20 protein-coding genes are annotated in these 21,555 nt (G+C 44.8%); 18 read left to right on the top strand and 2 right to left on the bottom strand.

The genetic code is table 11. The annotated features are described in order from the left end of the window. Positions 1-51 precede the first annotated feature (51 nt). From QJ48_RS20800 to QJ48_RS20850, 10 genes are all read left to right on the top strand, one after another. Complete coding sequence (locus QJ48_RS20800; RefSeq protein WP_054975426.1) at positions 52-1,323, top strand: ATP-binding protein; 1,272 nt, start codon at positions 52-54, stop codon at positions 1,321-1,323. Between the two features lie 136 nt (positions 1,324-1,459). Further along, a complete protein-coding gene (locus QJ48_RS20805; protein ID WP_054975427.1) occupies positions 1,460-3,514 on the top strand; it encodes a serine hydrolase in 2,055 nt (684 codons plus the stop codon). Between the two features lie 310 nt (positions 3,515-3,824). Then, positions 3,825-4,985: an ABC transporter substrate-binding protein gene (locus QJ48_RS20810; protein ID WP_157261702.1), complete on the top strand. Its 1,161-nt coding sequence runs from the start codon at positions 3,825-3,827 to the stop codon at positions 4,983-4,985. Positions 4,986-5,023: 38 nt separating this feature from the next. Further along, entirely contained in the window at positions 5,024-5,899 is an 876-nt protein-coding gene (locus QJ48_RS20815; protein WP_054975429.1) for a branched-chain amino acid ABC transporter permease, read from the top strand. A gap of 11 nt (positions 5,900-5,910) precedes the next feature. Then, entirely contained in the window at positions 5,911-6,861 is a 951-nt protein-coding gene (locus QJ48_RS20820; protein WP_054975430.1) for a branched-chain amino acid ABC transporter permease, read from the top strand. Continuing rightward, a complete protein-coding gene (locus tag QJ48_RS20825) occupies positions 6,851-7,654 on the top strand; it encodes an ABC transporter ATP-binding protein (RefSeq protein WP_054975431.1) in 804 nt (267 codons plus the stop codon). The genes QJ48_RS20820 and QJ48_RS20825 overlap by 11 nt, the downstream gene beginning before the upstream one ends. Further along, positions 7,632-8,336 carry an ABC transporter ATP-binding protein gene (locus QJ48_RS20830; RefSeq protein ID WP_054975432.1) on the top strand — a complete coding sequence of 235 codons (705 nt, stop codon included), beginning with the start codon at positions 7,632-7,634 and terminating at the stop codon, positions 8,334-8,336. Before QJ48_RS20825 ends, QJ48_RS20830 begins: the two co-directional genes overlap by 23 nt. A gap of 166 nt (positions 8,337-8,502) precedes the next feature. Then, a complete protein-coding gene (locus tag QJ48_RS20835) occupies positions 8,503-9,036 on the top strand; it encodes a hypothetical protein (protein ID WP_054975469.1) in 534 nt (177 codons plus the stop codon). A gap of 328 nt (positions 9,037-9,364) precedes the next feature. Then, positions 9,365-10,186, top strand: coding sequence for an SDR family oxidoreductase (locus tag QJ48_RS20845; RefSeq protein WP_054975434.1), 822 nt, complete (start codon positions 9,365-9,367; stop codon positions 10,184-10,186). Positions 10,187-10,388: 202 nt separating this feature from the next. Continuing rightward, the gene (locus QJ48_RS20850) at positions 10,389-10,970 is read left to right on the top strand and encodes a TetR/AcrR family transcriptional regulator (protein WP_054975435.1); all 582 of its coding nucleotides are present in this window, start codon (positions 10,389-10,391) and stop codon (positions 10,968-10,970) included. Positions 10,971-11,078: 108 nt separating this feature from the next. On the opposite strand, the gene QJ48_RS20855 is transcribed toward QJ48_RS20850, so the two are convergent. Further along, entirely contained in the window at positions 11,079-11,762 is a 684-nt protein-coding gene (locus QJ48_RS20855; RefSeq protein WP_054975436.1) for a DUF4386 domain-containing protein, read from the bottom strand. 829 nt (positions 11,763-12,591) lie between these two features. Between QJ48_RS20855 and QJ48_RS20865 the strand changes: the two genes are divergently transcribed. Further along, a complete protein-coding gene (locus QJ48_RS20865) occupies positions 12,592-13,359 on the top strand; it encodes a sugar phosphate isomerase/epimerase (RefSeq protein WP_054975438.1) in 768 nt (255 codons plus the stop codon). A 170-nt stretch (positions 13,360-13,529) separates the two neighbouring features. Here QJ48_RS20865 and QJ48_RS20870 read toward each other — a convergent pair whose 3' ends face one another. Next, positions 13,530-14,207, bottom strand: a complete 678-nt coding sequence (locus tag QJ48_RS20870) for a Crp/Fnr family transcriptional regulator (protein ID WP_157261703.1) — start codon at positions 14,205-14,207, stop codon at positions 13,530-13,532. A 318-nt stretch (positions 14,208-14,525) separates the two neighbouring features. On the opposite strand from QJ48_RS20870, the gene QJ48_RS20875 reads away from it, so the two are divergent. The 7 genes from QJ48_RS20875 to QJ48_RS20905 all read left to right on the top strand — a co-directional run bounded on the left by QJ48_RS20875 (position 14,526) and on the right by QJ48_RS20905 (position 21,544). Further along, complete coding sequence (locus QJ48_RS20875; RefSeq protein ID WP_054975440.1) at positions 14,526-14,978, top strand: GAF domain-containing protein; 453 nt, start codon at positions 14,526-14,528, stop codon at positions 14,976-14,978. Between the two features lie 109 nt (positions 14,979-15,087). Beyond that, positions 15,088-15,744, top strand: a complete 657-nt coding sequence (locus tag QJ48_RS20880) for a response regulator transcription factor (protein ID WP_054975441.1) — start codon at positions 15,088-15,090, stop codon at positions 15,742-15,744. A gap of 43 nt (positions 15,745-15,787) precedes the next feature. Beyond that, entirely contained in the window at positions 15,788-16,852 is a 1,065-nt protein-coding gene (locus tag QJ48_RS20885; RefSeq protein WP_193394474.1) for a PAS domain-containing sensor histidine kinase, read from the top strand. Between the two features lie 195 nt (positions 16,853-17,047). Next, positions 17,048-17,275, top strand: a complete 228-nt coding sequence (locus tag QJ48_RS39220) for a cbb3-type cytochrome c oxidase subunit I (RefSeq protein ID WP_272948142.1) — start codon at positions 17,048-17,050, stop codon at positions 17,273-17,275. Between the two features lie 53 nt (positions 17,276-17,328). After that, on the top strand, positions 17,329-17,796 hold the full coding sequence (locus tag QJ48_RS39225; protein ID WP_054975444.1) for a cbb3-type cytochrome c oxidase subunit I: 468 nt from the start codon (positions 17,329-17,331) through the stop codon (positions 17,794-17,796). 493 nt (positions 17,797-18,289) lie between these two features. Continuing rightward, positions 18,290-19,372: a SurA N-terminal domain-containing protein gene (locus QJ48_RS20900; protein ID WP_054975445.1), complete on the top strand. Its 1,083-nt coding sequence runs from the start codon at positions 18,290-18,292 to the stop codon at positions 19,370-19,372. Between the two features lie 90 nt (positions 19,373-19,462). Beyond that, positions 19,463-21,544 carry a right-handed parallel beta-helix repeat-containing protein gene (locus QJ48_RS20905; RefSeq protein WP_054975446.1) on the top strand — a complete coding sequence of 694 codons (2,082 nt, stop codon included), beginning with the start codon at positions 19,463-19,465 and terminating at the stop codon, positions 21,542-21,544. Positions 21,545-21,555: the final 11 nt, after the last annotated feature.

Raw genomic sequence — 21,555 nt, forward strand, 5'->3', positions numbered from 1 at the left:
AAGAGGTTAAAGATGTTTACACCAAATTTATGATTAGGAAGTTCGATTAATATGTTTCTAAATCATTTACCTATTATCCTTAGCATTGTTCTTCTGATGGGTGCTCAAGTTAATTTTTTCTTCAATTCGGTTTTTGATAAATCAGCTAAAAAACATAACCGATTCCTTTACTTTATTATCTTTGGGTTGCTCGATTACCTATACCTGGTTATTCCCGTCTCTCCTATTATATCTTTGATTCTACCCTTGCTTTTTGTATTTAGTATTGCGCAATCTTATACTGTAGATTATAAAACCAAGTTCACTTTTTCTATACTTTACTGTGTTTTAATGTCTCTCGCTAATTTTTCATCCCTTTATATTTTTTATGCCCTAGATTCAGTTGACTTTAACTTTGCCCCTGTAAATGAACAAGATCAAATCGCCAACACCAAAGCTCTTTTACTGGGTTGCATGATCATGTTTGCTATCATTCAGATCGTACGACTAGTTACAAAACGTAGAAGTTTCTCTTTGCATTCTCGTTACTACTTATTATTTTTGGTTATTCCTATCGTAAGTTTCTACCAACTGAGCATTCTAACTTATAAGGACGTCTATTCTTTCATTACCGTCATTGGATTTCTTCTCTTAAACGTTACGATCGTCTATATTTTTGATAATATCATTGATAAATTTCAATTCATGCATGAGAATGCTCAGCTGCAACATCAGATGGACTATCAGGATGCGAATTACGAAAAAGTCGTTCACAGCTTCAAATCCATTAAAAGAATCATTCACGATACGAATCAACAGTTTTTGTATATTGAAGAGTGTATTAAGCGAAATGAGTTAGCAGCAGCCATGGAACATATTAAGACTACATTAAATAAAGTCGAAGGAGCCTATCATCGGGTGAATACGGGGAATCTGGTTATAGATGCCCTTGTCACAAATACGCTTAATATCGGACAAGCCAACGGGATAAGAATAGATACTAAGCTCAACTTATGTTCACAAGAAGTCCAGATTGACCGTTATGACTTATGTGTTGTCATTGGAAATATGCTAGATAACGCAATAGAAGCTTCTAAAAAGTTGAAAATCGCAGAAGATAGGTACATTCTTATCAAAATACATTCTACCGAGTCTACCCTACTCATTCACATCTTGAATCATATGGAAAATGAAGCTGCTTACTTACACAGTCAAAAACCAAACCCGGAATTTCATGGTATTGGATTAACAAACATAGCTAGAATCTGCGACAAGTACGGTGGTCATATGACCATTGAAACCAAAAATAAAGTATTTAATAATATGGTCCTACTGCCATTCTAAACGAACAATCCTTAGACAACATGTTGTTTAGGGATTGTTTTTTTCGTTTCAGGGCGATTTTTAATATAACAGCCTTCTTCCTTGTATGATGAATTCAGTAAGTAACATCTAGAATGAATACGAGGAGGAAGTAATAATGAAGAGAATGGTTTCTGCATTAATGACCGCTACACTTATTGCAATACCGATCACCCCAGCTTTTGCTCTAACGAATCATGATACTGTAAAAGAAAAGGCACAGGAGTTGGCTTCGAAGATCGTGTCCGATTATGATGTAAGTGGATTGCAGTATGCAATTATGGATCATGGATCCATTGTTTTATCCGATAGCGCTGGTGTATACGATAAAGCGACCAAGAGTCCGATAACCAAAGACACGATGTTTGGAATAGGCTCGGTAAGTAAAACGTATGTGTCTGCTGCAACGATGATGCTAGCTGATGCTAATAAAATTGATATTGATAAACCGCTAACTACGTATATCAAGGACTTTAAAATGGCAGATGAACGATACAAAAAGATTACGCCACGCATGTTAATGAATCATTCTTCAGGCCTTTACGGTAGTCACTATCCGAATAGTTTTTTGTTTAATGATAATGATACGAGAAATAAAGATGAATTATTGGTAAAATTGCAATCAGAAAAATTAAAGTCAAACCCCGGCGAATCTTCGGTCTATTGTAATGATGGTTTTCAGCTGCTTGAAATCTTGATTGAACGAGTGAGCGGTTTAAGTTATAGCGAATTTCTTGAAACCTATTTTAGCAAGCCTCTTCATTTAACCTCTACCAAAACACCACGTGATTCATTTGATAGAGACAGGCTCATAAAAACTTATTTTCCTGGGATAGATCAGGCTTTGCCCGTTGAGAATGCCAATCTCATTGGGTCAGGAGGCCTCTACTCCACGGCCGAAGAAGTAGTTAAGTTCGCTGAAGTATTAATTGGGAATCGAACGGATATTTTATCTGAGAAGTCAGCAAAGGCTATGCAAAGTCATGAGTATAGAAAGGGAGCATGGGTTACTGAAGAGACAAACACCATTAATTATGGTCTTAGTTGGGATGCCGTCCGTTTAGCTCCGTTTAGTGATTACGGAATAACCGCATTATTTAAAGGTGGAGATACGTTTATGTATCACGCTGCTTTGACTACCCTACCCGAACATGATATTTCTATAGCTGTGCTCTCGTCGGGAGGTAATGGTGTTTACACTAGTACGTTTGCATCTAATATTTTATTGGAATATACAAGAGCCAAAGGCATCATTAAAGAGATCCTGCCTGAAAAAACATTTGAAGCTCCAGTGAAAGTGGACATGCCATCCGATTTGCTTGCTTACTCTGGATTATACGGTACCGTAGGTAACACGGTAAATCTGGAGATAAAGAACGGAGAGATTGATTTACCCACTCTAGCATTTGGATCGCTCCCGCCTCAAAAATATGTATATACAGGCAATGGACAATTTAAAAATAACGATGGGAGTGCAACCATAAGCTTTGAACAACCGAAGAATGGAAAAACCTACTTAAAACTTGACGCGTATACAAATACTCCAGGATTAGGTCAAACGGTTTTGGTAAATTATGAATATCAAAAGTTAGATTCCAATCCTCTAAATCAGTCAACTAAAACGGTATGGGAACATAGGAATGGAAAAAACTACTACCCTTTGGATGAAAAGATAACTTCAATGAGGTATCTGCTCAAAGCACTTGAGGTTAAAAATATATCCGTTGACATCAACCATGGATACGCATCCGGCACTAAAATTGTTGATATGAATAAAGCAGTAAATGTAGTTGATATTCCTATTACGAACGGAAGAGATGCTTTTGATCTGAATTTCTATAACGTGGACGGTACAGAGCATTTAATGATCGATGGACAATCCTATATTAGTGAAGATGCTATTCAACCCATTTACGAAGGGAACTCCTCGATTTGCATCATACCATCCACTGGTCGGGCTGTATGGTATAAGATTAATGAGAAATCAGCCAATCGAGTCATGACCGTTGAGACTCCGGCAAGCGGGGGATTTGCCGTTTATGACGCGAAGGGAATGGCTGTGAACTTTTCAAAGGCAAGCAACAATCATTCGGTAGTACTACCTGAAGGCGGTATGATCGTTTTTGGTGGTAATAAGGGGGATGTCTTTAAAATTAATTTGAAGAATAAATAGATTTGTAGCATAAAAGTCCGCTAACCAGCGGGCTTTTTGATTTGTGGAAGTTCTTATCCAATGTTTGAGCCAATTAGCGCTTAGATGGAGGAAGGGGATATTGTGAGCGGGAGAACGAGGGCGGCTTAGGGACGTGAAATAAATCATTGGATGTAGTACTAGTTGTTCGCGCTGAATAATAGTATTAAGAACAACTGCATGTTTTTACACATGCGCTTGCACCAATAGGGAATGGAACGCCAAGAGGAGGGCATTTATGAAACAGCAACGTATGGGAAAAGGAACTAGGAAAAAAACGTTGCATCTGCTAATGGGGTTCGCGTTAACGGGACTCGTAGCGGGATGCGGAGGGACGCAAGGAGAGACGGGAAAGCCGGGTGATGCGGTAGTCGGGGACGTTATTAAAATCGGAGCCAACCTAGAGCTTTCCGGTCCGGTAGCTTCATACGGTCAGTCGATTGCCGAGGGTATCGATCTGGCTGTCGAAAACTTGAACAAAAGCGGCGGCATTAACGGTAAAAAATTGGCAGTCATCAAAGTGGACAATAAGTCGGATGCGGCTGAAGCAACCAATGCGGCGATCAAATTGACCAGCCAAGATAAGGTGGCAGCTATTATCGGCGCAGCCACTAGCGGCAATACGGTCGCGCAGACGCAAGTCGCAACCAATAACAAAACCGTGCTTCTGACGCCTACAGGCACTAGTCTGAATATCACTGCGAAAGCGGACGGGAGCGTCAACGATTATATGTTCCGGACCTGCTTTATCGATCCGTTTCAAGGTCGCGTTGCCGCTAACTTTGCGGCCGGCGAACTGAAGGTGAAGTCGGCGGCGATCTTTGCAGACAGCGCCAGTGAGTATGCGAAGGGGCTGGCGGCTTCTTTCAAAGAAACGTTCACGAAGGCCGGAGGGACGATCGTTGCCCAAGAAGCGTATGTCGCAAAGGACACCGATTTCCGCGCGACATTGACTCGCATTAAATCGCTGAACCCGGATTCGATCTTTATCCCCGGCTATTATGAAGAAGTAGGCTTGATCGTGAAGCAAGCGCGCGAATTGGGAATTACCATACCGCTTATCGGAGCTGACGGATGGGATTCTCCCAAATTAGTGGATTTGGCTGGCGCCGCTGCTTTGAATAATACGTATATCGCCAATCATTATTCGTCCGAAGACCCGGATAAGACGATTCAGGATTTTGTCCAAGCGTTCAAAGGCAAGTACAGCGGCAAATCTCCGGACGGGTTTAGCGCCTTGGGCTACGATTCGGTCTATTTGTTGGCGGACGGCATCAAGCGCGCGGGTTCGACCGACGGAAGCAAAATTAAGGACGCTTTAGCGCAAACGAAAGATTTGCTGTTGGTTACCGGCAAAATTACGGTCGATAAGCAGCACAATCCGATCAAGACGGCAACTGTGTTGGAATATAAAGATGGGAAGCAAACGTTTAGAACTAAAGTGAATCCATAAAACAAATTCGAGTCTGAGCGGTTCGGAGGTTGAGTGTGATGGACTGGGCACAGCAAATTGTCAACGGCATTTCGCTCGGGAGTATTTATGCGTTAATTGCGCTGGGCTACACGATGGTTTATGGCATTATCAAACTGATTAATTTCGCGCATGGCGATGTCTTCATGATTGGTGCGTTTGTTGGCTTCTATGCAATTAAGGGATGGGGCGTGGGCATCGTCCCCGCTTTGCTGCTCTCGATGGTGGTGTGCGCAATTCTTGGCGTGGTGATTGAAATGGTCGCCTACAAGCGGCTGCGGAACGCAACGAGAATCGCTGCGTTGATTACGGCAATCGGCGTATCGCTTTTTATTGAATACGGCACGCTTTATCTTCGTGGCGCCCAGCCTGAAGCTTACCCGAGCGCATTCCCGAATCAGTTTTTTACTATTTTTGGCGCTTCGATCAGCAGCCAATCGCTGTATATTTTGCTGATTTCTATCGTCTTAATGATCGTCTTGCAATGGGTGGTGTATCGGACCCGAATTGGCAAGGCGATGCGCGCCGTATCTCATGACGCGGAAGCAGCACGTTTGATGGGCGTCCATGTAGACCGGACGATATCGGCTACTTTCGCCATCGGTTCTGCACTGGCAGGAGCAGCAGGCGTTATCTTCGGGATGTACTATACGAAAATAGAACCGTTGATGGGCGTCGTCCCCGGACTCAAAGCTTTCGTTGCCGCTGTTCTGGGCGGCATCGGCATTATTCCCGGTGCCGTCATCGGCGGCCTCGTGCTGGGAACGGTAGAAACTTTTGTAAGCGCTTTGGGCTATTCTCCGTGGAGGGATGCCGCAGCCTTTATCATTCTTATTTTAATCCTGATTTTCAGACCGTCTGGCGTGCTGGGGAAAAATATGCGAGAGAAAGTTTAGGTGACGCAGAGATGAAAAATAAGGCAGCATTTTGGTTATTTCTCATTCTATCTGCAGTCACTTATGGCAGCGTTCAATTGCTGATCAGCATGGAATGGTTAACCTCTTTTTATACGAATGCCTTGATTTTTATTGCAATCAATATGATCTTAGCCGTCAGCCTGCATCTGGTCATTGGGATAACGGGGCAGTTTTCTATCGGCCATGCCGGGTTTTTAGCTGTTGGCGCCTATGTCGCTGCTATGGCGACCATGAAATTTCATCTTCCGTTTCCTATCGCATTGCTAGCCGGAGGAGCCGTGGCTGCATGTTCAGGCTTGCTGGTCGGCATACCGAGCTTGCGCCTGAAGGGCGATTATTTGGCGATTGCCACGCTGGGCTTCGGCGAGATTATTCGGGTCGTATTTATTAACATGGAATATGTCGGGGGCGCGGCCGGCATGCAGGTGGCGCATTTGACAACCTGGACAACGACGTTTTTATGTCTCTTTATTACGGTGCTGGTCATTATGAACTTTACGAATTCAACACATGGACGGGCATGCATATCGATCCGTGAAAATGAAATTGCCGCCGATGCTATGGGGATCAACACCACGTACTACAAAGTGGTCGCCTTTACGATCGGTTCTTTTTTCGCGGGAATTGCCGGCGGGCTGTATGCCCATAACTTTTATATGATTCAACCGACAAATTTCGGGTTTTTGAAGTCGTTTGACATCTTAATCTTTGTCGTTCTGGGGGGGCTGGGCAGTTTGTCGGGCGCCGTCTTGGCGGCGATATTGCTGACCATTGTGTCTACCTTCCTGCAAGGCTATCCGGAAACGCGAATGATGATTTACAGCGTCATCCTGATCGTTGTCATGCTGTATCGGCCGCAAGGATTGATGGGGACCACGGAAATAACCTCATACTTGCGCAAGTGGACGGCGATGAAACGGAGGGATGCGTATGGAAAATAACCCATTGCTCCACGTTCGCGGTGTCGGTATGCAATTTGGCGGGTTAAAAGCCGTTTCCGGTCTTCATATGGAAATCCGCAAAGGCGAGTTGGTAGGGCTTATCGGACCGAATGGGGCCGGAAAAACGACCAGTTTTAATTTGTTGACCGGTGTGTACGTACCGACAGAAGGAGAAATCTTACTTGAAGGAAAGCGACTGAACGGTCTTGCTCCTTATCAAATTACCCGCATGGGCATTAGCCGGACTTTCCAAAATATTCGCCTTTTTAATGAGATTTCCGTATTGGACAACGTGAAAATCGCCTACCATTCCTTGGCCAAGCATTCGATGGTGAGCTCTATTTTGCGGCTTCCGTCCCATTTTGCCGGTGAGAAAGAAATGGAAGAGAAGGCGATTCAGTTTCTGCGGATGTTCCAATTGGAAACTTGCATGCATGAAACGGCCAAGAACTTGCCTTACGGACAACAGCGCCGTCTGGAAATCGTCAGGGCGTTGGCCACCGGGCCCAAGTTGCTCTTGCTGGACGAACCTGCGGCAGGCATGAATCAACAAGAGACGCGCCAGCTCATGGAATTGATCGCGTTTATCCGCCATGAACTGGATTTGACGATTTTGTTGATTGAGCACGATATGAAGCTGGTCATGGGCATCTGCGAGCGGATTTACGTACTGGATCACGGACAGCTTATTGCGCAAGGAACGCCGGAGGACATCCGCAACCATGTCAAGGTGATCGAGGCCTACTTGGGAGAGGAGGTAGCAAGTAACCATGTTGAACGTGGAGCAAATTGATGTGTACTACGGGCATATTCAAGCTCTGAAAGGGGTCACGCTGGATGTTCGTCATGGAGAAATTGTTACCTTGATTGGAGCCAACGGGGCAGGCAAAAGTACGCTTCTGAAAACGATTTCCGGTCTGCTAAAGCCTAACCGGGGTTCCATCCATTATACCGGCCTTTCGATGAACGGGAAAACGGCGCAAGATATTGTCAAAGCGGGAATTTCCCATGTACCGGAAGGCCGCCGTGTGTTTGCGAATATGTCCGTGCTGGAAAATTTGGAATTGGGCGCCTACGTCAGAAGAGATACCATTGGTATTCGGCATGATTTGCAAAAAGTATTCGAACTCTTCCCGCGTCTGCATGAGCGTCGCAAGCAGCTAGCCGGGACGCTGTCCGGCGGTGAACAGCAAATGTTAGCTATGGGACGGGCGCTGATGGCGCGCCCCAAGCTCCTGCTGCTTGACGAGCCATCCATGGGGCTTGCGCCGCTGCTTGTGAAAACGATTTTTGCCATAATCGAAGAAATCAATCGCAACGGCACGACTGTTCTGCTGGTGGAACAAAACGCCAATCTGGCGTTATCCATCGCCACCCGCGTTTATGTCATTGAAACAGGCAGCGTCGTCCATTCCGGCACGCCGGAGGAGTTAGCCGCCAGCGAGCAGGTGAAGATGGCTTATCTTGGCAGTTAGCTGTTGCTGTCGTTGGAGGATAGCCCGTATGCCCCAAGCCGCATGAACATACGCTGAACAATACCGCAAGTAACGGCAAGTTTTTTTTGTGGCGTGTATTATGATACAGTAATTGTAGGGCTCGTAAGGGCGTTCATTTCATAGTTTTTGGTGAAATGTGGACTTCATAAAGGGTGAAAAGAGGGTTAGAAACTATATTGTAAATTTTAAAAATGTGTCCACGGTTGGTTTAGAGACTTCACCTGTAGCAGAAGCGCTTGCTGGTTTACGTGCCAATGAAGCCCGTTACTTTATGAACAAGTACAAGCACGAATTTACGGTTGTACCAGCTAATGAAAGTCAGGAAACCCTTGATTATGTGAACCGAATTTTGAAAGAGCGTGATATTGAGTTTGCGGCCAAACCTTTAGAAACATCGCGTTTTCAAGTTGAAAATATTGAATTTGCTTACGTCTTTTATAGGGATGGTCTTGGGGTCAATGTCATGTATACGATTGATGACCCTAAGAAGCGGGCCGTTGGTTTTAAGCTTTCTGAGGGGATGGAGGTACCACAGGAATTAGAAGGGAAGTTTAAGTTTGCTAGGCAGAAGTCTGCATTAGCTGGAACAATTCGGGGCTCGTTTTTTGTATCAAAGGAGAATATTAAGGTAAGGAAAATCGCAATTGGAGGAATCGCGCTGCGAGGGACGGTAGCCTAGTTGCGCTAACGGGCACGCTAATTAAACAAAGCGAGATCAAAAGAAAGGGCCATCCCGCAAAAGGATGGCCCTAAAACTTGCCGTTACAGACAGCGCGGTGAACCGTATCATAATTAACGGCAAGTTTTTTTATGGCAAGTACAGAAGCCAATACAAAATGCTTAACCAGGCGACTTGGGCAGAAATGCCTGAAAATGTCGCATTTTTGCCCGGTTTGAAGTTCCGTTTGACAGATAGATTGCACATCAATATAATTAGAATGAACGTTCGATCTAGTCATGTTTTTTTAAAATAGATTGAACGTTCAATATAAACTGGAGGTTTTAGCATGAGTAAATCAGTCTTTATTACAGGAACAAGTTCAGGATTGGGAAAACGAACGGCGATACGTTTTGCTCAAATGGGCTGGAACGTAGCGGCCACCATGCGTACGCCCGAGAAAGAAACGGAACTTACGGCTTATGACAATATTAAAATTTTCAAACTGGACGTCACAAAAGTGGAGCAGGTTCAAACTGCCGTTGATCAAGCCATTGCCGCTTTCGGGAAGATTGACGTCGTCGTCAATAATGCCGGTATGGGCACTTACGGTGCGTTGGAATTAGCCAAGGAGGAAGCAATTGATTGGCAGTTCGCTGTTAATACTCGGGGGCCGATCAATGTCATTCGAAAATTTTTACCGCATTACAGAGCCAATGGCGGAGGCATGTTTATCAATGTCAGCTCCTTCATGGGGATCACGACAGCGGTGCCGCTCGGATCGCTTTACAACATGTCCAAGTTTGCTTTGGAAGGGTTGACGGAAGGACTTTATTATGAACTGAAGCCGTTGAATATCGAGCTTAGATTGATCGAGCAGGGCGGCTCTTCAGGGAATAATTTTAGGGAAAGTATTATTTGGAACAGAGATGAAAACATTAAAGATTACGATGATCTGATGACGAAAGTGCAAAATTTAATGAATACCTCTGATAGCAGCGGACTCTTGGATGAGCCTCAGATAATCGTTGATGCCATTACCGCTTTGGCAACGGGTGAAAGCAAGAAATTCCGTACCGTCATCGGAGCAGCTGGCAACAATCTGATGGCTCTTAGAAACTCCGTGCCGATCGAAGAATATTTGGAGACAATCGCAAAGAATTATATGTAACGATATTTAAATGAAGGCAGATATCGATTCATTAACCGTTCCTGCCGCTTGTACTCATTCAGTTCGCGCTCTGAAACGGATCTTATTGACGTACGAACGACCCGGCCCTCTTTAGTTGACAAATTCAATATCAATGCCTAAAATTACGAATGAACATTCGTTTTATGGGACGAAGTATCATTTTTATTGGAGGCAAGCAACGGTGTTCGACAAATATCATAAAGTCCAGAAGGCGGTTCTGGAGACTACATTGTCCCTCATTATCGAGAAGGAGCTTCAGGCGACTTCCATGTCATTGATTGCCAAAGAAGCAGGTGTTTCAACAGGAAACATCTATCACTATTTCGATAGCAAAGAATCGATTATTAATGAACTTTACAAAGCGATCGTCCAGTTTAATGGAGAAAAAGTGCTTGATGGCTTTTACTCCGACGAACCTATACGAGTCCGCATAGAGCGCGCGTGGGAGAATTTGATTCGATTATCCCTTGAATATCCGCAAGGATTTCGGTTTATTGAACAATATTCTTTCTCACCGTACATTTACGACGACATTAAAAAAGAGGCGTATGATGGCGGATGGTGCGGCCCTTTGGAAAAGCTGTATGCGCAGGCGATTCAGGAGAAGTTGTTTATTGAAATGGATCCGTCGCTCATGGCTCAAATGCATTACGGCTCTTTCGTATACGTAATAAAAGGATATCTGCATCACAAATTTACGATATCGGACGAAGAAATCAAACGTATTATCGAAGCCACATGGAATAGCGTCAGTGCTCGCTAGAGAAGGTATTTGATCCGTAAAGAGATTGATGAAGAAGACAATTAAACACGAAGAATGTCGGGTGAGAAGAAGATTATCTCATTTCCCGACTGTGTGCCGAGTGATTATTCATAAATTGTGGTAATGACTAGAATCCTGTCCCGCCCGGTTGATCAGCCATATAGCCAAAACCAATTGTTGAAAGGCTATTAGAATGTTCAACATCATGTAGGTTGCATCCAGACCGATGAAGCGAATCATAAATAAAAAGCTTGCCAATAAGGACAATGTAGACCCAATAAGACCCGAAACTGATAACCAACGTGGAACTAATTTAGTTTGGTAAAATATGCAGTTAAACAAGAACATAGCCAAAACAAATGACAGTGTCGTTGCCACATGGTTCACCAAATCACGTCCTTCCCGTAACAACCCACCCAGGACCTGAAAATACGATACATTCAGAGTTCCAACTTTTGCAAATTCGTGGCTTAATGTCAATAGCAAAAGAAGAATGATTACACCAATAATAATGAATACACCCGCAATGATGCCGAAAGCAACAGATCCAAGAGCTAAACCTTTATTATGCTTACTTAAAATCGGATACATCAAAATAGGAATACCAACATATGCAACAACCATTAACAACTGGAAAAACGCTCCTATTAGTACCTGATTTTCATTTGTAGAAGCATTGACAAGGTAATCTGCTCCATCTATAACAGGAACAACACTAAATATGCCTGTAACCAACCCGGCTAGTAATAATACCCCAGTAATTACTGCAGACCTTCTACTCTTCCTCAACATAATTAACCTCCTTATACTACCTACGCCTTCCTCGGCATTTTTTATCGTGTATAAAGTGTAGAGGGTGAAGATGATTACCTTCCAGCAAAAACTGGCTGCATATCAGGAGCTGGGATTCAAAAATAATTTCAAACAGGAGGGCTCGCGGCTTTAAGTATGAAGCAGACAAAAGAAATGCCGCGATGTTTTTTTAATCATAAAAAACGGAGGAGGGATACTAATAACAAAAATATTGCGAAAGACCAAACAGTGAGAAGCTGCAGCAAACTAATTTATATAAGGTTTTTGATATGTGGCAGCTTGAACGAAACGGAAAAGGAAAAGAGAGCTGCAGAGCATATGTTCAACTTAGGGAAACATTATAAAATGTATGCATCGATTTGTGAAAAGATCACTTATAAACACACTTTTTTTGTCGACAAGAATATGTACTGATTCCAACCCGCGTAAATCGCGGGTTTTTCATTTTATCGGCACAAATTCTTGCCAAAAGCCAATACCTATTAACCGATTAACACTCTTATTCATTAAGAACGCCCGCTTCACTATAGGCTGGGCAATTTGATTATATTTGACGTGCTCTTATTTTTATGAGTTTTCGAGAGATCGTTTTAATCGCCCAACATCAACATATAGTATATGTTGTCGAAGTATGTTGTCAAACGTTGAAATTCGCCCTAAAATAGGGTACAGTAGGAACGGGAACATATATTCGCTATTGTAGAAAGGGGGACTTCAATGAAAATAGAGTTTTTTGTGTATTTATTTGGGATGAAATCTACGAATTATATAAAAACTATGACGGAAAAAGCAAGAAAGGAAGAGGCTTATGATTACCATTTATGATTGGTTTGGCTATGAATTGCCGATTAAAGAACGTTATCAATTAATAAAAGAAGCCGGTTTTGATGGCGTTTTATTATGGTGGAGTGAAGACTTTAATCGGAACGATTACCGCAACGGGCCACAAATTGCGCGAGAAGCGGGTCTTTTTATAGAAAATATCCACGCGCCTATCAAAAACCAAAACAGCCTCTGGCTTGACAATCTGGACGGTGAAGCCTTAACCGATTGTTATTTGCAATGTGTTGCAGATTGCGCTGATTTTGAGATTCCAACAATGGTGGTGCACCTGCCCGACGAAGACAATCCATATAACGCATTGGGACTGGATAGAATCAAGCGAATCACTGAAAGAGCTGAACAGCTTGGTGTAAATGTTTCACTGGAAAATTTATGGAATCTCACCAACTTGGCACATGTGCTTGAGCAAGTCGATTCCCTGCGTATCGGATTCTGTTATGACTGCGGACATCACTACAACTACTATCCAGGCGATGATTTATTATCCATGTACGGTTCCCGGCTGATGGCACTACATTTACATGATAATAACGGAAGTTATGCCCAACACGGGTTACCCTTTGACGGCACGATTGATTGGTCTACAACCATGAAAAAAATTGCGGAAACGAATTATTCAGGAGCGATTGCAATAGAGGCCATGAATTGGGATTATGAGGATTTATCGGCTAAAGCGTTTTTACATAAAGCGTTTGAGCGAGCAAAAAAGCTGGAACCATTAAAATCTCCATAAGTGAGAATTTTCGGTTGACAAGAACATAGTCCCATAACAAGTCGAGAGTAAATCGCGGCTTTCGTATAAATAGGTCAGCCAGAAAGTTCTGGTTGGCCTATTTATTTGGGCAATTTACCGGTGGTTTCCGACCTGTGATTATAATTTCGCAAATGGCCCTGAGTTTGGCGTTAAACCCGGCAGATTTCCTTCGGACAATTTTCGCAGCTGCATACATTCTTCAAATAGTCCAAATCCTTGATAACAACATAACCGTTGTCGATTGCTACGGCGTTCTCCTTGCGCATATCGCTTAACATACGGTTGACGCTTTCTCTTGTTGCACCGATCATTTCCGCCATTTCCGTATTATTGAGCTTCTTCGAAATTTTGATTTGCCGGTCTCCGCAAGGCTTTCCGTAGGAATTGCTGAGCCGGATCAGCAAGGAACACAGCGCGCCGGGTTTGCCGAATAACATCAGATCGCGGAATTTCGTTTGCGTCATCCGTTGCGTTGCGGCCATCCATTTCATAAAGTCGATCGCCAGATCCCCGTGCTGCCACAGCAGCACCTCGAGGTCCTTCCGTTGGATGACGCCGAACTCGCTGTCCTCCAGCACTTCCGCATCAAAGCTTTGTACTGCATTATAAAACGGATCGATCTGGCCGAACAAGTCTCCGGTATGATGCATATATAATGTTATTTTGCTTCCGCTATTCGAAGTTTTGGTGAGTTTTACGCAGCCTTTTTTCACAAAATAAAGCTTATCGGCGGTATCACCTTCCCAATATAAATAAGATCCGGCTTCCGCGCGTTTCGGGTACATGATGCCCTCTAACAACTCGAGATTTTCTTTCGAAAAGAACATTTCCGTCCATCCGGTTGTATCGCCTTCCGTTTGGCATTCCGTTTTGTATTCTAATTTGTTAATAGCCATTTTAGCCAGCCCCTCTCAACCATCTTATGAGAATATTCTACCCCTAACAATGTAAGAAAGGGATCGGGGAACTTCCTGAATATTCGACTCTAAAACCCTGATTATCGAGTGACCTAAATCACAGGATCGGGCGATTTCTCCCTGATGAACAATTCAGGGATTTCCCTGACTTACATATTGAATAAAAACCGTTACAATGGAGCATAGACGATACCGATAAGCGTTGGCGATAGGAAGGGGGGCTGTAGGATGCCCGAAATCATTGGAATCGCCGCCGAACAATTACACAGGCTTCGATTGGATACGCATAGCGATTTTGTCGCAGTGGCTTTGCCAGACTCAGATCAGAGAATTCGCTTTCATTATGCAGACGGCAATGATAATGATCGGTATCGACATATGATAGTGAGATCCGGACGCGGAGTTGCCGGCGTAGCTATCCTTCTGGACCGAATGTCCCGGTTGGAGAAGGGGCATCCGCAGTTCGAAAAGCTTCGATTGGAATGTCCGGTCATGTTAGCCGAGAAACTGTACGCCGCCGTCGCCATTCCAGTTATTTTACCGTTAAATGGCAGAGGCGTGCTCCTCACCGGAAGCCGTTCGTTTCGAACTTACACCGATCACGAGACAGAGCTGATGTTGATGACGACGGAAGCCATTTCCGAATGGTTCCGAATCAACGAAATTACCGAAAAAAAATGAATTCCATTGATGGAATTTATTTTTTTTTGTTATGATAAAGATAAGCGTGAAAACGTCATTGTGAGTTCATTGCGGATCGTTTCGATTCGCTTAAAGGTAGGGGGACGGGATGATCAAGCTTCTAATCGTTGATGACCACGCGGTAGTTCGATCCGGGCTGCTGCTACTGCTGGATGGAAAACAAGGCATCGAAGTCGTTGGGGAAGCCGCCGATGGGGACGAAGGAATTTGCAAGGCAGTGGAGATAAAGCCGAATGTCGTACTGATGGACCTGAGTATGCCGAATGGAAAAGACGGTCTTACCGCGACGACGGAATTAAAGAAAGTATTGCCGGAAACGGCGATTTTGATTCTCACCATGCACGATGACGAAGAATATTTATTCCGTTCTATTCATGCGGGAGCTTCCGGATATATCCTGAAAAGTGCTCCTCACGAAGAACTGCTATGGGCAATCAAGTCGGTCGCTTCCGGCAATGCGTATTTATATCCTACTGCAACGAAGAAGCTGATGGGCGAATATTTGGAGCGGATTAAAAATGGTGAAAACGGGGATACTTACGAAACGCTATCCGAACGTGAAAAAGAAATTTTATCCCTGGTGGCTAAAGGGTATAGCAATAAGGAAATTGCCGAGCAGTTAATCCTCAGCGTCAAAACCGTAGAGACCCATAAAGCCAAAGTCATGGAGAAGCTCGGGCTCAAAACAAGACCGGAGCTGGTCAAGTATGCTATGAAAAAGGGGCTGCTTAACTTTGAATCCTAAGGATGGCAGAAAAACTGCGGAAGTGATCGGTCAGCATGTAAGCATGCTTCTTTCACAACTTGAGGAGCATATCCATGACCCAGAGGTTCTCAACGGGCTGCAGCAATCGCTTAAGCAATTAGCAGATCTTAAATTCGCTTTAGACGAATCGTCGATCGTAGCCGTAACGAATCACAAAGGGGCGATCCAGTATGTGAACGACAAATTTTGTGAAATATCCAAATACGATAGAGACGAATTGATCGGCAAAGACCATCGGATTATTAACTCCGGCTATCACGATAAAGCATTCATGCGCAATCTATGGAATACGATTATGGCCGGAAAGGTATGGCACGGTGAAATCAAAAATAAAGCCAGTGACGGTACTTATTATTGGGTGAATACAACCATTGTACCGCTTGTAAACGAGAATGGAAAACCATATCAATATTTGGCAATCCGTAACGAGGTCACTCGATTGAAAAAAGTCGAGGAAGAGCTGCAGCTCATGATGAAGAAGGTTATGAACATTCAAGAGGAAGAACGCAAAAGGTTCTCGCGCGAATTGCACGACGGCATCGGTCAAAGCTTATTCTCTCTGCTGATACAACTGGACCGATTGATTGGAGAGAATCCACCCCCGGGCTTAGCAGACGTTCGCAGAAGCGTTGCGGGGATTATTGAGGATGTAAGGGGATTGGCATGGGAAATGCGTCCTTCCGTGTTGGACGATTTAGGCGTTGCACCTGCTATCCGTACGTATATTGAGAACTATACGGAGCATTATGGAATACAGGTTCATCTGCAAAGCAATTTACGCCGACGTCTTCATGCGCAAGTGGAAACGACCATTTATAGGATAATACAAGAGGCATTAACCAATATCGCCAAATATGCGGCTGTTTCTGTGGCAGAGGTAGTAATTAATGATCAGGTCGCAACCATTGAACTACGAGTTGAGGATCGGGGAATGGGCTTCATACGGGATCGCAGCGCCAAAGGTGTTGGTCTGTTCAGTATGGAAGAGCGCGCCAAAGCTGTCGGCGGACAACTGACGGTTCATTCCGAAACAGGTAAAGGAACGACAATTGCATGTATTGTGCCAGTGGATAAGATGAACGGCTAAAGGAATAATGAGATTTAAGCGCTGACCGGGAATGCTCGGCAGCGCTTTTTTTAATTGCTTGCCCGAGACGTTTCGTAAAGTGATTTTCCTCTGACCTGAAACTTCCACGTGATCCAGGTATGGAGTACAATCCCATGTACGCGGCCCTTGCCCTTCTCGTTCGATGGCAACCCATTCGCGTTTCTGTTTACCCGTATGGGACTTTTGCAGGCACGAACCGCAACGGCATCCGTTTTGTTCTCCACGATCATCTTCCTTTCGGGTGGCATCATCGGCACGTTCCACCACCTTTACTTTAGCGGGACGCCCGTTGGGGTCATGGCATTTGGTGCTACATTCAGCGCACTAGAAGTCGTACCGCTTGTCCTGATCGGTTTCGAAGCATACGAAAACCTTACGTTAAGTCGATCGAAACCGGGGTAAAAGGGTACAAATGGCCGATTTACTACTTTGTCGCCGTCGCCTTTTGGAATCTGGTGGGGGCCGGTCTGTTCGGCTTCCTCATTAATCCGCCGATCGCTTTGTATTATATGCAAGGACTGAACACAACTCCTGTTCATGGGCACGCGGCATTGTTCGGGGTTTATGGCATGCTCGGTATCAGTTTGATGCTGTTTTGCCTAAAAGGGTTGACCAATTACAGGATATGGAAAACACACCTGCTTTTGTTTTCATTCTGGGCGATAAATATCGGATTGGCCCTGATGCTGCTCATCAGTTTGTTGCCTATCGGATTGATTCAAACTTGGGCGAGCGTCGAACACGGGTATTGGTACGCCAGATCCACCGAGTTTTTACAGCAAAGGCCGATTCAGACTTTCCACTGGCTTCGGATTGTCGGCGATACGATCTTTGCAGTGGGGATCGTCGCACTCGGGTGGTTTATCCTCGGACTGAAAACAGGTTGGTCGTTGGAAAAAGATTATCACCATTATAAGCATTGAAAAGTTAGTCTCAACAAAGGTTGAAGCGGCGGATATAGCATGAGGCGATTGAATTGGTAAAGACGAATCGCCCGGTTATATTCGCCTTGGCAACAAAAAATCGGGGAGGGGAGTGTGTGTGTGCGGGAATAAGAGCAAAACCGCCCAATATGCATCTGTTTTCTTTGACGTTCTATTTTTCGCCGCGGCAATTGTCATGAGACAGAACATAATCCCATTACTGGCCGCGTAAATCGCGGCTTTTTTATGTTATGAGTCAAGTTCTTGTCAAAATCCCAATGCCAAGAACTTGACTCATTCCCGATGGAGTTCTGTGAACTGATTGAAGCCGAAGCACCGCATCGAGAAACCAGAACCTAATTTCATTTCCGGAATCGCAAAAGTAAAAAAATTAGAAGTCAGTGTAAAGGAATCGAAATTGTTAAGTGCACAAGATCAGCTTACAATTTGTATTAAAGGGATGAAAGCGTTTTAACGAGGAGGCCGGGTCTTGATGTTCAAAGAACGCATTTTGCATTCGAATCATAGACGAATCCTTATCATTTTTAGTTTGTTGACCGTCATGGTAACAGCGGCGTTTTCGGGCGGTGCTTGGTGGAAAGGGAACGAGGAGGATGTGATCGCTACGGTCAATGGCAGTCCGATTCACGTGGAAGAATTCCAACGAGCGATTCGTTTGAACAAATCGGCGATCATGAACTATTTTCGCGATCAGCATCATGCGGATCAGTCCGAGACGTTCTGGACAACTTCATTCGATGGCGAGATTCCTATTGAGATGCTGAAGAAGAAGGCATTGGATGATTGTGTGCGTTTGAAGGTTCGACTGCTACAGGCAAAGGATCTAGGGATCCTGCAAGACATTAGTTACCCGGGGTTTCTCCGGCAATTGCAGCAAGAGAATCACCGAAGAGCGGAAGCGATCAAGAACCGTCAGGTCGTATACGGACCTGAACGATATGACGAGGATACGTATCTGGAGTATCTGTTGACGAATTCAACCCTTGCTGTGAAGCAGCACTTGCAGCAAAATGCTTTGAAGCAGGGCGAGTCATCGCTGAGATTGTTCTATGAAGAGCATAAAGATCAGCGATACAGGACGCGGGGCTATGTCACGGTGCAACGAATTTCACGCACGATCCTGGACTCTAATCATCAAATCGATCCCGCACTCGAACAGAAAGTAAAAAGGCTATTTGAAGAGGCGCATGCCAGGCTGTTATCTGGTGCGTCATTTGAAGACGTTGCCGCAGCCTATGCTGCGCCAGGTACGGAACTGGAATTGACCATTGATCTGGGCGACGAACGACGGAATGCAAGAAGCCCGGTAGCCCAGACTGCAGCCAAGCTCTCTGTTCAAGAGATTAGTCAGATTATTGAAGATAACGGCAGTCTCCATCTCTTAAAATGCATCGAGAAGGTAGAACCTGACTCGGCTTATCTGGCCTATGAGCAGGTGAAGAATCAAGTGCTTCAGGATTATGTCAACGGTGAATATGAGACAAAGATTCGTGAGATGACGGCCTCAGCGCAAGTTTTGAGGCACGACAAGCTATATCAGTCCTTTCAAATGTAATTTTGAAGCGCTTCAATTTGTTGTAACCGCTTTAATGTCTTGCTGTTGAGGCGTTGCATACATAATGAAAGGCGAAGGGATGATCATTTTATGTACAGAAGAACTGTGCAACGCGCCATTTGTTTGGCGATTGCGGCCGCTATGCTTCTCAGTCTGGCAATAACCGTTCCTCGGGACGCCAAGGCTGCGGGGGGAGTAACCTATTACGTGGATAACGTAAATGGGAATGACGCTTCGAATGGAACAAGCGCCGGGACAGCTTGGAAGACATTAACGAAAGTGAACGCGACGACGTTTGCCCCGGGTGACAAGATTTTATTCAAGGCAGGAGGAGCTTGGCAAGGACAATTATGGCCAAAAGGTTCGGGGGTGAACGGGAGTCCCATTGTTATCGACCAATACGGGACGGGGAATAAACCGCTCATTGCGGGAGTTACGAGCGAGCTGCAGACGGTTTTTTTGAAAAATCAGGAGTACTGGGAAATCAACAACTTGGAGATTACTAATCCTTCTACACTGCCTTTCTCCAGGGACTGGAAAGGGGCCCGGGGTGAGCGGCGTGGCGTCTATATTTTGAATGAAGAGAGCGGCATCTTAAATCATATTTACATTAAAAATTTGAATATTCATGATGTTGATGGGGTGTATACGACCCGGGCCGGCGGGATCATTTTCGATTCTGTGGGCTCCTATGTGCCAAGTGCGTTTAATGATGTGCTGATCGATGGCAATACATTAACGGATGTGGATGCGTATGGGATTTATATCGGTTCGAACTGTACAATTCGGTATGGCATGGGCGATCTTTGGGAGTGGGTTCCTAAGCCTTACGGGTCTTGGACGCCAACGACGAATTTGAAAATCTCGAATAATACGATTGTTCGGCCTGCGACGGGCGGGATTGCATGGAATGTGACGGATGGCGCGATTGTCGAGCGAAATACGGTTCAAGAAGCCACGTTTTTGGCAACAAATGCTTCGATCTGGTGGGCCTATGCGGATAATAACGTGGTTCAATACAATGAATCTTTTGGAAGCCACAACGGGGAAATGGATGGCGAGGGGTTTGATGTGGATGCGGGAAACATAGGCTCCTTGGTTCAGTATAATTACAGTCATGACAATGCAGGCGGCTTTATGTTATTCGTCAATGATACGTATTATACGACGAATACGATCGTTCGCTACAATATCAGTCAGAACGACAAGAATCATTTGTTCCGGTACAGCGGTTCTATTGATACGGTCTATAATTATAACAACACGGTGTACGTCGGAGCGGCATCGGGTAATCCCGTGATGAGCGATTATTTCACGAAATCTTCAGGCGCACCGAAAAATATTAAGAATTACAACAACGTCTACTATAGCGTGGGAGATCGGGGATGGAATCTGACTGGGCAAACTTTCGACTCGAATGCGTATTACGGCGGCAGAACGTTAGTGAACTCGGATGCGCATCGCATAACTGCGGAACCGAAATTCATGAATCCGGGCAGTGGCGGCGTCGGTATGAATACGTTGGACGGCTACAAACTCCAGCCCAACTCACCGCTTATTGGGGCAGGCGTTCCTCTGGCGGACAACGGCGGAAGGGACTATTTCGGTAATGCCTTATATAACGGAGACCCGGATATCGGCGCCTACGAGTATCAAGGTGCGGTACCGCCGGCTACGGGCAAAACGCCAATTGTATTCACACCCGCGCCCATTACCCCAATGCCGGAACAACCGAAGCCGGCACCGGGAAATTTGGCGCCGCTTGCAACTGCGAGTGCATCCATCGCCACTTTGTCCACCAGCTCTATTAAAAGCCTGACGGATAGCTCCTATGACAAGGCTTGGTCGAGTGTGGATAAAGGCGTGACATTCCCGAATTATATTACGCTTGATTTTGGTTCCAGATCGGTAACAGCGAGCAAGCTGAAAGTGGTAACCAGGTTTGGAACGGGGCAAGGCGTTACGAAGTTCGATCTTGAAGCTTATAACGGGACGGCTTGGGTGCCGGTGAAGACAGGTATTCAATGGACATGGGCGTATAGCGATACGACGAATGAGACACAGACCCTTACTTTTGACTCTACAACGGCGAAGCAGTTCCGTTTGAAGATTAATGGGGCAAATTTGAAATGGGGCAATTTCGCGATTAACGAGTTGGAGCTGTACAGGTAAAGAAAAAAGCC

Source organism: Paenibacillus sp. A3, assembly GCF_001399685.1.
Taxonomy (GTDB): domain Bacteria; phylum Bacillota; class Bacilli; order Paenibacillales; family NBRC-103111; genus Paenibacillus_G.